The organism is Salicibibacter halophilus, from assembly GCF_006740705.1.
In the GTDB taxonomy this organism is placed as follows: Bacteria; Bacillota; Bacilli; order Bacillales; family Marinococcaceae; genus Salicibibacter; species Salicibibacter halophilus.
The window spans coordinates 1,486,911-1,499,598 of the sequence record NZ_CP035485.1; the positions used below are offsets into that span (position 1 = coordinate 1,486,911).

The 12,688-nt window shown below is 47.7% G+C and carries 12 protein-coding genes; 1 reads left to right on the forward strand and 11 read right to left on the reverse strand.

Features of this window, described 5'->3' with window-relative positions:
• Positions 1 to 2: 2 nt before the first annotated feature.
• From EPH95_RS07245 to EPH95_RS07275, 8 genes are all read right to left on the reverse strand, one after another.
• The gene (locus EPH95_RS07245) at positions 3 to 1,502 is read right to left on the reverse strand and encodes a gamma-glutamyltransferase family protein (protein ID WP_142088648.1); all 1,500 of its coding nucleotides are present in this window, start codon (positions 1,500 to 1,502) and stop codon (positions 3 to 5) included.
• A complete protein-coding gene (locus EPH95_RS18745; protein WP_160141672.1) occupies positions 1,499 to 1,672 on the reverse strand; it encodes a hypothetical protein in 174 nt (57 codons plus the stop codon). The genes EPH95_RS07245 and EPH95_RS18745 overlap by 4 nt, the downstream gene beginning before the upstream one ends.
• A 38-nt stretch (positions 1,673 to 1,710) precedes the next feature.
• Entirely contained in the window at positions 1,711 to 2,862 is a 1,152-nt protein-coding gene (locus tag EPH95_RS07250) for a CapA family protein (RefSeq protein ID WP_142088649.1), read from the reverse strand.
• A gap of 14 nt (positions 2,863 to 2,876) precedes the next feature.
• A complete protein-coding gene (pgsC, locus tag EPH95_RS07255; RefSeq protein WP_142088651.1) occupies positions 2,877 to 3,326 on the reverse strand; it encodes a poly-gamma-glutamate biosynthesis protein PgsC in 450 nt (149 codons plus the stop codon).
• A gap of 18 nt (positions 3,327 to 3,344) precedes the next feature.
• Positions 3,345 to 4,532 carry a poly-gamma-glutamate synthase PgsB gene (gene pgsB, locus EPH95_RS07260; protein WP_142088653.1) on the reverse strand — a complete coding sequence of 396 codons (1,188 nt, stop codon included), beginning with the start codon at positions 4,530 to 4,532 and terminating at the stop codon, positions 3,345 to 3,347.
• Between the two features lie 211 nt (positions 4,533 to 4,743).
• Positions 4,744 to 5,400 carry a phosphatase PAP2 family protein gene (locus EPH95_RS07265; protein ID WP_142088655.1) on the reverse strand — a complete coding sequence of 219 codons (657 nt, stop codon included), beginning with the start codon at positions 5,398 to 5,400 and terminating at the stop codon, positions 4,744 to 4,746.
• 187 nt (positions 5,401 to 5,587) lie between these two features.
• The gene (locus tag EPH95_RS07270) at positions 5,588 to 6,232 is read right to left on the reverse strand and encodes an SDR family oxidoreductase (protein ID WP_142088657.1); all 645 of its coding nucleotides are present in this window, start codon (positions 6,230 to 6,232) and stop codon (positions 5,588 to 5,590) included.
• A gap of 72 nt (positions 6,233 to 6,304) precedes the next feature.
• Positions 6,305 to 7,561: a M20/M25/M40 family metallo-hydrolase gene (locus EPH95_RS07275; RefSeq protein WP_227004088.1), complete on the reverse strand. Its 1,257-nt coding sequence runs from the start codon at positions 7,559 to 7,561 to the stop codon at positions 6,305 to 6,307.
• Between the two features lie 102 nt (positions 7,562 to 7,663).
• Here EPH95_RS07275 and EPH95_RS07280 point away from each other — a divergent pair, with 102 nt between their 5' ends.
• Complete coding sequence (locus EPH95_RS07280; protein ID WP_142088659.1) at positions 7,664 to 9,157, forward strand: BCCT family transporter; 1,494 nt, start codon at positions 7,664 to 7,666, stop codon at positions 9,155 to 9,157.
• 417 nt (positions 9,158 to 9,574) lie between these two features.
• Here the strand turns inward: EPH95_RS07280 and EPH95_RS07285 are convergent, their stop codons facing one another.
• The 3 genes from EPH95_RS07285 to abc-f all read right to left on the reverse strand — a co-directional run bounded on the left by EPH95_RS07285 (position 9,575) and on the right by abc-f (position 12,628).
• A complete protein-coding gene (locus EPH95_RS07285; RefSeq protein WP_142088661.1) occupies positions 9,575 to 10,102 on the reverse strand; it encodes an HD domain-containing protein in 528 nt (175 codons plus the stop codon).
• Positions 10,103 to 10,203: 101 nt separating this feature from the next.
• Positions 10,204 to 10,635, reverse strand: a complete 432-nt coding sequence (locus EPH95_RS07290) for a peptidylprolyl isomerase (protein WP_142088663.1) — start codon at positions 10,633 to 10,635, stop codon at positions 10,204 to 10,206.
• A 112-nt stretch (positions 10,636 to 10,747) separates the two neighbouring features.
• Positions 10,748 to 12,628 carry a ribosomal protection-like ABC-F family protein gene (abc-f, locus tag EPH95_RS07295; RefSeq protein ID WP_142088665.1) on the reverse strand — a complete coding sequence of 627 codons (1,881 nt, stop codon included), beginning with the start codon at positions 12,626 to 12,628 and terminating at the stop codon, positions 10,748 to 10,750.
• Between the last annotated feature and the right edge of the window lie 60 nt (positions 12,629 to 12,688).

The window sequence follows — 12,688 nt, forward strand, 5'->3', positions numbered from 1 at the left end:
ATTTAGCGACGGCGTTCATCAAGGATATCTTCAACCGTTCCTTCCCCATAATCAACTTCGAGCATTTGCACCCCGCCGAAAAAGACCGTGGTCACTCGTTCTTCAGCAAGGTAGCCCATCTCGGATAACCTTTCTATTCTCTCCTCGTCTTCCCATCCATCTTCATAAAGAATCTGGTCGACGCCTTCTTGATTATCATGAACAAAGCGCGGAACGTTCATGGCTTCTTCTATGTCTCCATCCAAACGTTCATTGTTGATAAGCACCTGGCTCATGATTTGAGGGATCCGCCGGCCACCCGGGCTCCCCATGCCGGTGACGGTTCCTTCATCTTCATTGATGATAATCGATGGAGCGATAAAGCTACGCGCGCGTTTGCCGCTGTCATAATCGTTGGGCGGCAGATCCTCCGGGGCGAAATTGCTCATTTGGTCATTCAGGAAAAAACCGGTTTCCGTCATTTGGCCTGAGCCGAAAAAGTTGCTCAGTGTATTTGTTGCCGAAACCATGTGCCCATCTTCATCGACAACGACAAAATGGGTCGTGTTTCCGTCATCATCCACTTCCGGCGCTGCAGCTTGTTCTTCTCCGGAACCGGCTGGGTCGGTATCGATGTTACTCGCCATCTCTTGTGTGTATTCTTCACTCGTTAACCGATCGACATTCACATCCGAAAATTGGGGGTCTCCAATCGTTGAAACTCGGTCCGAATACGCTTGCTCGCTGATTTCCGCGAACAAATGCGCAAAGGCTGCCCCGTCGTCCGCTTCATCGTTTATTTGCACTTGCTCGGCCATCTGCAACATTTGGATAAATGTTACTCCAGACGTCGGCGCCCCTGATGAGTACACTTGATTTCCGTTAAATGTTCCGGAAGCGACGTCGGGTTCCAACACTTCATAATTGGCTAGATCTTCTTCTGTTATGCTTGAGCGGTCCCCGGCGACTTCAGATGCCATAGCCCCTGTGTAAAAGTCTTCAAGGCCATGCTCCTGAAGGTGGGCCAACGTATCTGCAAGCCTCGGCTGCACAAGTTCTTCCCCTTCCTGGATCGCCATGCCGCCGGGATAGAATTCTTCTGCTGCATCCGGATCAATTCGGCCATCCGGATTCTCGATGCTTCCCGCGTAATCCAATCGATTTGCCAACATATGATCTACTTCATAACCATTCTCGGCATAATCAATGGCAGGTTCCATCAACTGTTCCATGGGAAGAGAACCATGCTCCTCATGAATTTGTTCCATTCCTTTTAAAAACCCGGGAACGGCTGCTTCGTATTCTCTGCCATCTGCAGGGGACATTTCCCGGTAATCGTAATAATCAGGCTCGGCCGCGGGATTATCAAGGACCAACATTGCTCCGCCTCCCCCGAGGCCTGAACCGTAAGGTTCTACAACGCCAAGGGCAAACGATACGGCGATAGCCGCATCCACTGCATTTCCGCCTTCTTCAAGAACGTCGATGCCCACTTGCTGCACTGTTGGATTGGAAGTGCTCACGCCATAATCTCCGTCGAATTCAACAGCCTCTTGCCTTTCATCCGTGTCGGCTTCTTCATCGGGGAGTCATTTACCTCTTCCCCATTATCGTCAGTTTCATTCATTAAAAACGCGGCTGCCAGCATAATTACTGCTAAAATCGACATGACCACGATCATGTTTCGTGACAAAACGTGACCTCCTTCTCCATAACCCTACTGCATACCAATTATTCTAACACATGTCCATGGTCAACTTCGAATACTAAGCGTCCATCGTCGGTCTTTTCATATACAGCTTCATCTGAGACATCTTTTGTCAGTTGTTGAAAAATACGCTCGCGATAATACGACTCTGCAAACCCATCAATAGGTCTCGGTTGCGATTCATGAATTCGAAATGGAACAAGTTCGATTTCAGCCATTCCATCTTCACCTAATTCATATTGGGCCAAAGCAGTGTCTCTCGTTCTTGTCCATCCTTGATCGAACACAAAATTTCCGAGGGAATAAAAGATAATGCCATCATTATAAACATCGACGGATTGCAACACGTGCGGATGATGGCCAACGACAATATCAGCCCCTGCATCCACATAAGCTTTCATTAAATCTTCCTGGCGGTCCGATACCGTACTTGTATACTCCACACCGCTATGGAGATGAGCGACGACGAGATCCGCTTCCTCATTTGCGCGCTCTATCACGCTCAGCGAGTGGGCAGGATCAGAGTCAGCGACCCCCTCTCTTCCCGATTGCGACCAAACATCGTTGAAGCCGACGGTAGCCACGGTTAAATCGTTATACTCCTCGAAGGATACCGCTTCTTCCTCTTCGCCGAAATAAGCGCCGACCGTGTCTACGTCTGAATCTTCAAAAGCCGTGAGTGTATCTTGCACCCCTTTTGAACCATAATCACGAATATGGTTATTGGCGAGGTTGATATTCGTAAATCCGGCATCCGAAAGAAGCTCCACGGATTCTTGCCCTGCTTCCAGATGAATTTCTTTATCTTCCGGCTCGTATTCTTCCTCTTCAAGCAAGATCGGGTTTTCAAAATTTCCGGTTACGTAATCGGATTCCTCAAAGTAAGGCTTGGCGTACCGGAATAAAAAATCCAGTCCTTGGTGGTCGATCACTTGCTCCACATAACGTCCGGTCATAATGTCCCCGACAAATGAAGCGGTGAAGGCGTTGTTGTCATCGCTGTCGGCACCTGTCGATTCCACCTCCGGAGCAGGCCACAATTGAGCGCCAAATAGGATGGCCAAGGAAACGGCAATCCCGATAATGGCATGTGGCAACGCACGTTTTTTATGTTTTTTCGTATGTGCAAGCATGGATTCCTGCAAATTGAATTTGCGGCTATGTCTTGATCTCATCTTTCTTCCACACCTTAAATTAAATACAGAATTGTGATGATGAAAAAGGTGACCCCGCTGATCACCAACGTGCTTAGCAATGTCGGCATGACACCTTGCCGTTGAAACGAATTCGCGACCAACCCGGGCACAATGACCCCGAGCCCTCGAAATTCTACCGTCTCAAACGGAAATACCGGATAAAAATAATCAAAAACCATCTTCAACAAGATGCCTATCGTCATCATTGCCGCAAATTTTCGGCGTCCGTACAAAACCGTCAAGCGCCCAACCACTTGCATCGTTATGATGTACGTCAAGAAACTGATGAAAAAAATCATCACCATAAAGATTGGCTGGTCAAACACTAAAGCAAGATACCCCGGCACGATAAGACCTGCCGGCATAACACCTGTCCGCTCTGTGTAAATAAGGCTTAATATCGTTCCTATCACGAGTGCGATGTATAATTCTGTTCCAAACAATGCTCACCCAACTCCCTGTTAAACAGTCGACAAATCTTTATTTTTTTCCAACTCATGTATGAGAGGCTCTGCCGCACCATGAAAGTTACCGATACCGAAAATCGTCGACTGGTCCATTGAAGAGACAATGAATTCATATATTTTGTCGGTTTCTTCGTCTTCCAGGTTACAGAGTTCGTTCACATCCAATTTCCCTTGCTCGTAAGCTTGTACAATGGGGTTCGTACCTTCACCGATTAACACGAGTTTATCGATCGCGATATAAGGAAGGAGCTGCTCCGCAAATTGCTTCGTGCGTTCCGGGCGATCTTCACGGCAGTTCATAACAACAATGGGATTATCCGTAGGATATCCAAGGTATCGCGCGTTTTCCCAAATATTAAGCGTCGATGTCGGTTCATTGGCTGAAAATCCATTCACAAAAAAAGAAGCCTTTTGATGTCTATCCACAATTGGCAATACTGTCGTCACACCAGGAGCCGCTTTCGCATTTAGCATTCCCCGGCTTGCCGTATTTTCGTCAATGCCAAGCGCTCTCGCCACTGCCAATGCCAGCGCGACATTTTCAGGAAAAATCATATACTCAAATTTTGCAAGAAAATGGTCGGGCACTGCTTTTGTATCCGCTACAAAAACCTCGGTATTCCGTAATGCCGCTTCCTTTTCAAACGCTTCAAGATACGGGGACGGTGATGTAATAAATATCCCGTCATAGGGAATAGTGTACTTGTAAGCATCGACGACGTGTTCAACCGTCGGTCCCAACACTTCCATGTGATCTTCCACAACATTGACAACGACCCCGATATTCGCTTGCATCCAATCATCCTGAAAAATCCTCTGATACTCGGGGTGAACAGCCATACATTCACTCACAAATGCTTCAGCCCCGTCATCGGCAGCTTCTTTTATTGCTACCTTTTGTTCGCGAATGTTCGGCCCCTCTAATCGCCGTACGATCGGTTTCTCCTCTTCCTGATACCAATAAAACATTCGCGCCTGCGTGCCGGTCATTTTCCCGACCGTCTTAATGTCAGCTTCCATCAGTGCTCCGGCGACAAGACGCGTGACCGTTGATTTGCCGCGAGTCCCATTAATATTAATGCGGATTGGAATTTTGTTCACGTTTTTGTCATTCTGCTCTTTTTCCCGCATTCCAAACACGAGCAAAATGAGCAAGCTAATCGCAACGATAAGGGTAAACAACTTTCAACCCTTCTTTCTGGCTTTAGATAGAAAATAATGACGCACTTCGACAATAAATGAACGCCATAAAAAGTATACGTCAAATCTAGTGCAATTATCTACCTTCAAAAATATCAATTTGGTTACAATCTTTGGTCATTCTTCGTTCCATTATGTAATGGTTTTGACGCACCGTTACACTCTACCACTAGCGTACCCAATTTTGTCAATTTCAACCTTTTTTCTCCATGATTTTTCGGGGGTAGAATCGTAAAACAATACCTAGCCATATAAAAGCATAAATAGCCGCAGCTAAAACATCTGTCGGATAATGGACCCCCAGAATGGGTCTGCTTGCAATTGCGCCCACTGCCAATAGCAAAAGAAGGCTGTACAACGATTGTCTAACTTTCAGTGAAAATCTCGAAAAACAGGCGATCAGTATCCCTAAAGCCAACGCGAGCAAAACTGCCCGAAAAGCATGCCCGCTCGGAAAACTATATGAAATGAGATGAAAGAAATCTCCAAAGCCATCCATGCTTTTCACAATCCCATAAGGCCTTGGACGGCTCATCAATAGTTTCAACCCTGTATTTACGATAACACCGCCATACAAAAAAACAGCCATAAACCAAAACATGTACTTTTGGCGCAACTTTAAAAGAAAGAGAAGCACGCCAATGGACACGACAGTAAATACCGTCGTGCTTCCCGGTATGGCGGCTATTTCAGCCATCCGATAAAGAAAGGAAGCTTCGGCAGCCGCATGTGCCGCTTCCAAACGCTCCATCACGTATTCGTCCAACCATAAACCGAATGGTCTGAATGCCCAAGTCATCCCAATGGTTAAAAGCACCAATAGCAGTGCCTGCCCAATTTTTCGTTTCATACTGGCGCGCCCTCATTTTTCAAATGATGGAAATTCGGGGAGGAAAGATTGAATGAATGCAAGAGGTGTTTAGCCCACTTTAATAAACTTGGCTCCCACCAAGCAATATAGCGGAAGCCTTACCTGCAAAAATAACAAACGCTTTCTGTCGCAATGGATTTCCCCCATTTGCAGAAGAGAAAATTTTTTATACCTTTTGCAGTGCCGATTCAATAGTGTCCTCGCCCGTGGTAAGATCAAACGCTTTTCCGATCGTGCCTTCATCCTTTAACGACGCGATAATTGTATTGGCGACGTCTTCCCGGGGGATTTCTGCCCGTTCAAGATCAACGTCTGTCTTAATTTTTTCTTTCCCTGCATCATTGGTGAGGAGCCCGGGTCGAAGAATCGTATAATCAAGGCCGCTGGAGGCGAGCCATTCATCGGCATAGTGTTTCGCCGCACTATAATACGGAGCTTTTTCCATCCATTTTTCACGGCGATGAACACCAATCGCGCTCACGATGACGAAGCGTTTGACACCGGCTTGTTCAGCCGCTTGCACGGATTTCACCGCACCATCGAAATCTACCATCATCGTTTTATCCGCACCCGTATGGGCACCTGAGCCTGCGGTAAACACGACGGCATCCATTCCTTTTGCGGCAGCGGCCAAATCGTCGACCGAACCTTCTACGTCGGCCAGCACCGTATCCGCGCCCATATCCTTAAACGGTTGCAATTGCTCTTCTTTGCGAACCATCGCTTTCGGTGTATAACTCTCATCGTTGGCGAGTTTTTCTACGAGTTGCTTTCCTATTTTTCCGTTTGCTCCGACCACTAATACATTCATGATGGATGCCCTCCTTCTGATTGTTGGTTCCATAAACTTGTTGTACCCTTTTAGCCATAAAAACAAACATCTCTAGCGCTTCGGCAAAAGGGGAGGGCTGAGTATGCTTTCTAAAGAGATCCCCGCCAGCCCGAGAATGATTAACAAAATGCGTTGGGGGCCGAGATAGCTTCGCTTCGGTTGATACCATTCGTCCAAGGAATGGGCGGCACCGGCCTCTCCCCCGCCGCCCAAGGTTAGGGAGGGAACGCCGATGCTGATCGGGAAATTGGCATCGGTGCTCACCGGTTTTGCCAGCCGAGGCGTTAAAGCAAGCGCCTCTGTTGCGTGCCAAGCGGTTTGAACGATAATATGTCCGTCGGATTGCGGGGCGACGGGCCGATCGCCGATTTTTTCCATAGTGGCCGCTACGCCCTTTGTTTCGCCATAACCCCAACGCTCGTTTTCCACCCTAACCGCACGTTCAACGATTCTTTGTATTTTTTCCTCCAGCGCTTTCAATTGCGCTATTCCATCCGAACGAATATCTACCCCCATCTCACATGTTTCGGCAATGGCCGTCGGAATGGCGCCCCCTTCGATCATGCCCACATTAAATGTCGTTTTCGGTTCGCTTTCGGTTTCAAGATCCGCAATGGCTGCAGTTGCCCGTGCTGCCGCATGTACAGCGCTCGGGGTGCCGAAGGAGCCAAAGCTGTGACCTCCCGGTCCCCGAAACCGAATCATATACCGATAGCTGCCGGTACCCGTATAAATGATTTCTTGAGGAGATACGGTATCGATAGAGAGAAAGCCGTCTACATTCTTATTTTCTGAAAAAAACGTCTTCACGCCCCGCAAATCCCCCTGCCCTTCTTCACCGACGGTTCCCCCGAAAATCACATCTCCGGTCGTTTCAATCCCTGCTGCTTTCAATGCTCGAACGACGGATAAAAGCGCCGCGAGCCCACGTGCGTCATCCGTGATTCCGGGGCCGTAATAAACACCGTCTTTTTCCGTTACCGCCGTATCCACATCCGCCGAAAACACACTATCAAGGTGGGCGCTCACAAATAACGTGGGCCCGCCGCCGCTCCCCTTGTGATCGCCATATACATTTCCCTCTTCATCGCGCCGAACATTTTCCAACCCGAGGGATTGCAGACGTTTTTCGAAATCAACAGCACGGGTGTGTTCGGAAAAAGGGGGAGCCGGTATTTCAGCGAGTGCAATTTGTTCTTTCAAGGTACGTATATCATCTTCAAAAAGAAATTCCAAAGCGCGGTTGACCGATTTCGACTGCTTCATACGTGCATAAACATCCTTCACTTCTCTCCTGCTTCCTTCCAATGTAATGACTCCTTTCTCGCTTAATCATCGATGGACACATGATTTCTGTTCATTTGCAGACAATAAAAAATATTGATTTTCAAGGAAGAAGAGGGTGGCCAAGTGAGTAAAAAAGTAGACTCCGTCTTTTATTGGTCGGCGGGCATTATTTCATTGATCGTTCTCGTTGGATTTTTCGTCCCCGACTTCCTTGAGATGATCACCGCACAAACACAGGAATTCATTTCTTCTGTCTTTGGATGGTATTACTTAATCATTGTCTCCCTATTTGCGATCGTCTGTCTGTTTTTTATTGCCAGCCCCTATGGAAAGCTTAAATTGGGCAAGGACGAAGACCAACCGGAATTTAACATGCCCACCTGGTTTGCGCTGCTTTTTAGTGCCGGCATGGGCACCGGACTTCTTTTCTGGGGTGCCGCTGAGCCGATTTCACATTATGCCATTGATTCTCCGACAGGGGAAGCCGGAACAGACGAGGCGGTCCTAGAGTCCATGCGATTTACGTTCTTCCATTGGGGGCTCCATGCTTGGGGGATTTATGCCATTGTCGCCCTCTGCCTCGGTTATTTCAAGTTTCGAAAAGAGGCGTCCGGCACGATAAGCTCTGCCCTTTCTCCCCTGATGGATGCGGACGGGGCAATTGGAAAGACGGTTAATGTCATTGGCGTTGTTGCTACCGTTACCGGGATCGCCACCACACTCGGATTCGGTGCCGTGCAAATCAATGGCGGCATTACGTTTTTAACCGGCCTTGGCGAGAGTTTTCTCTTTCAATTAGGCATTATCGTAGTGGTGACCGTATTATATCTTATTTCCGCTTCTACTGGCATTCAAAAAGGGATTCGTTATTTGAGCAACACGAACATGATTTTGGCCGGCATATTGCTTTTATTTGTGATAATTGCCGGACCTACACTCGATGCATTGAATATTTTTACAAACACATTGGGGCAATACGTCCAAACATTGCCGGAAATGAGTTTGCGCATTGCCCCGACGGATCCGGAAGCACGAGAATGGATTAACGATTGGACCATTTTCTACTGGGCTTGGTGGATGGCTTGGTCGCCTTATGTTGGCACATTTGTCGCCCGGGTCTCGAAGGGGCGTACTTTGCGTCAATTCATGATAGGTGTGCTTTTTGTGCCATCGATCATCGGTTTTATCTGGTTTTCCTTTCTTGGCGGATCAGCAATCCTTTTTGAAAGCGAACAAGGCGCCGATCTTGCCTCCCTGGAGATTGAGGAAATGCTGTTTGGTCTATTGACCCATTTTCCTTTCGCGACTGCCACCTCCATTTTGGCGCTCGTCCTCATCGCCATCTTTTTCATCACATCCGGCGATTCAGCCACCTTTGTTCTCGGGATGCAAACGACCAATGGAGCCACAAATCCCGCGAGAAGGATCAAGTTTATTTGGGGGATTTTGCTTTCGGCGGTTGCCTCCATCCTTTTATATTCCGGTGGCTTGCAAGCAGTAGAAAACACCATGATCGTAGCCGCGTTCCCTTTCTCCATCGTGATGCTACTCATGGTATACGCCTTGCTCAAATCCTTGCGGCAAGAGCGAAAAGAACAAAAATCGCGAGATAAATAGGGCTTGCTGAACAACCACATACAACTGGATGATGATTCACACAGTTATAGAAAACGGCGCAAAGTTGCCAAATTCAACGCTTAGCAGACGTTTGACATCTCGACCAAAAATTTATTTCGGTTACAAATTTGATCCAATCCATGACAAGGTGAGATTAATGTGCAAGCTTTTTGAGCGATATACGTGCGTAACCCTTGCACGCAACTACGGTTATACTGGCGGTTAACCCCTATATGACAACCGTTTCACGTTGTTCAGCAGCCCCTAAATAAGAGAACCTGTTTCAAAAGCCCTTTCTCGCCCTCTATTTCAAAAAGCCGAGCAAACTGCAGGGACCTCGGGCGAACTCATAAAGAGTTGAATATGCCTGCAAAGCACAAAAATAAACCCGAAATGCGGTGCTTCCATCACTTCGGGTTAACTCGTTTTCTTTTTCACTTTTGATCCGGCTACAAGCCGGTCTAACGATTGCAATCGCAGGAGCGCGGTTTCTTCCGTTATTTCACGGTAATGGTGCATGCCGTTCGGTTCTTCGTTGGCCTCGTCCGCACACGCCACAACTTGTTGTAACGGATCGAGATGCAACTGTCCTTCCGGAAGATAGGAATCCGTATGCAACAGGATCGCGAGCGCGATTTCTTTGGCTGCTTTACGGTCTTCCCCGAGACGGATCAACAGTTTATGGGCGCGTTCTGCACCTTTAATCGCATGGATATCATTTTCCTTATATGAATGAAAATCCCATTCCCCTTCGGTATACCATTGATAATGGCCCATGTCATGCAAAAATGCCGCTTTTGTCGCCAAATCCGTATCAACATTTTCACGAATGGCAATATCGAAGGCGGAGAAAGCTGTGTTGATCGCATGGTCCAAACCTGCTCTCGCGACGTACTTTTTCGCAATGGGATGTTTGTAAACCTGCGTTAGTGTTACGTTTTGCATGGCTCCTCCCTCCCTGTGTTTTTTTCATAACAACATACCACAATCCAAAACGTATTGCAAAAAAAAGACCCGCACAACGATGTGTGCAAGCCTTTTGCATATTATTTTACGACAATCCGTTTCATGCCGTCGCCGGCTTTCATTTCGCGGGCAAGCTCGGCGTTTTCCGTTACTTTGCCAAATACGGTATGAACGCCATCCAAATGCGGCTGCGGTTCATGTGCGATGAAAAATTGCGAGCTTCCGGTATCTTTCCCCGCGTGGGCCATCGACAATGAGCCGACTTCGTGTTTGTGCGGATTCCCTTCTGTCTCACACTTTATCGTATAACCTGCGTTGCCCGTGCCATCCCCTTTCGGGCAACCACCTTGGGAAACGAATCCCGGGATCACGCGGTGAAACGTCAAACCATTATAAAAACCCTCGTTCGCAAGCTTTTCGAAATTCTCAACGGTTTTCGGCGCTTCTTCCGGGTATAATTCAATGGTTAGTTTTTCCCCGTTTTCCAGTTCAATGTACCCTGTTTTTTTCATTACTGAGACCTCCATCTTTTGTAAAGGATTGCTTCTGTTTCATCACACGAAACATCCCCTGCCATTATAGCTTAACATCCATTCTTTTTCATGCTTTGAAGTCTTCCGGCGCTTATTTTTCCTGACCACTTTCTTCCATCACCGCTGCAAGTTCTGTCCAGCGTTCCATGGCTTCTTCCAATTCATTGGCCACCGTTTCCTGGTCTTTCAGCAGTTCCTGGATACGCGCTGAATCGCTTCCAGCCTGTGCCATTTCCTTTTCCAATTCCGCTTGTTCTTGCTCCAGCTGGTCGATGGTATCTTCAATTGTTTTCCACTCTTGTTGATCCTTGTAGGAAACCTTTTTTCTCGGTCGGCGCCTTGGTTCTTTTTTGACCGCCTTTTTATCCGTTTTCGCCGCTTCTTGTTGCTCCAAATATTCTTCAAAACGACCGTGAAACCGCTCGATACGGCCATTAGATTCAAATATGAGCAATCGTTCGGCAACCCGATCAAGAAAATAACGGTCGTGGGAGACACTGACAACCGCGCCGGGGAATTGGGCCAAATAGTCTTCGAGCAAACGAAGCGTAGGGATGTCAAGGTTATTCGTCGGTTCATCCAAAAACAAAACATTCGGCTCTTCCATCAATATGCGCAGCAAATACAGACGGCGGCGTTCCCCTCCGGAAAGTCGGCTGACATACGTCCATTGTTGAGAGCGGGGAAATAAAAAGCGCTCAAGCATTTGCTCGGCCGTAATTGTAGCCCCATCTTTCGTTGTAATCACTTCAGCGCCTTCGCGAATATATTCAAGCACGCGCAACGAATCGTCAATATCTGTTTCACCTTGCGTAAAATAACCGACGCGAACCGTCTCGCCGATATCGACAACACCGCTGTCGGCTTGCAAACGTCCGGCCAGGATATGTAAAAACGTACTTTTTCCCGTTCCGTTTTCACCGGTTATCCCTATGCGAGCCCCGCGATCTATGCGCATACTTATGCCGTCGAGAATTTTTTGATCGCCATACCATTTCGAAATATCCGTCGCTTCAATAACTTTCTTTCCGAGTCTTTTCGAATCGGACACAAAATCCAGTGTGCCTTCTCTTTGCTCGGGAGCATCGGCTTTTAACGCTTCCACCCGGTCGACACGTGCCTTTTGCTTCGTCCCCCGGGCCTTCGGCATCCGCTTTAACCAGGCCATTTCCCTTCGCAACGTATTCTGGCGTTTTTCTTCTTCTTGCTCAGCCTGGGCTTCCCGTTCTGCTTTCTTTTCAAGATACGTTTCATAGTTCCCTTCATAATAATGAAGGTTTCCATGTTCAAGCTCAAATATCGCCTCGGTGACCCGATTTAAAAAATAACGATCGTGGGTGACGAGCAATAGCGCACCTTGATAAGCCGTTAAGTAAGATTCCAGCCAAGCGATCGAGGACGCATCGAGATGGTTCGTCGGCTCATCGAGAATAAGAAGGTCCGCAGGTTGAATGAGTGCTTTTGCAAGGGCTACCCGTTTCTCCTGACCGCCGGATAGTTCACCGACCTTCGCATGATAATTGCTTAATCCTAATTTCGACAAGACAGTCTTTGCCGATGTTTCCGCTTCCCAAGCATCGTGCGCATCCATCATGGCCTGCGCGTCATATAGATTTTTTTCGGCCTTTTCATCCCCGGGGTTTTCCTGGAAACGGCGGAGGGCTTTATCATAATCATGAAGGGCGCGCATTACCGGAGCTTCCCCCTCATAAACCGCTTCGAGGATCGATTGCTCCCCTTCCAGCACCGGCTCTTGCTCCACATAAGAAATGGAAAAAGCATTCGCGTGGCGAATTTCCCCTTTTTCAACCCCTTCCGTTCCGGCGAGGACGTGCAGCAACGTTGATTTCCCTGTCCCATTTGCGCCGATTAATCCGATTCGTTGTTTCGGTTCGATGACAAAAGATACATCGTCCAATAACGTTTTATCCCCAAATGTTTTTCTGAGATCGTTCGCGACTAACAGACTCATCAATGCCCTCCTCCCAAACTCTGTCTTTCAATAGCTTAACACAACCTTGTTTCGTCATGA

Coding starts and splice junctions, on each gene's coding strand:
- abc-f (WP_142088665.1), bottom strand. CDS start 12,628: ATGAGTCTGTTAGTCGCGAACGATCTCAGAAAAACATTTGGGGATAAA.
- EPH95_RS07285 (WP_142088661.1), bottom strand. CDS start 10,102: ATGCAAAACGTAACACTAACGCAGGTTTACAAACATCCCATTGCGAAA.
- EPH95_RS07290 (WP_142088663.1), bottom strand. CDS start 10,635: ATGAAAAAAACAGGGTACATTGAACTGGAAAACGGGGAAAAACTAACC.
- EPH95_RS07265 (WP_142088655.1), bottom strand. CDS start 5,400: ATGAAACGAAAAATTGGGCAGGCACTGCTATTGGTGCTTTTAACCATT.
- EPH95_RS07270 (WP_142088657.1), bottom strand. CDS start 6,232: ATGAATGTATTAGTGGTCGGAGCAAACGGAAAAATAGGAAAGCAACTC.
- EPH95_RS07250 (WP_142088649.1), bottom strand. CDS start 2,862: ATGAGATCAAGACATAGCCGCAAATTCAATTTGCAGGAATCCATGCTT.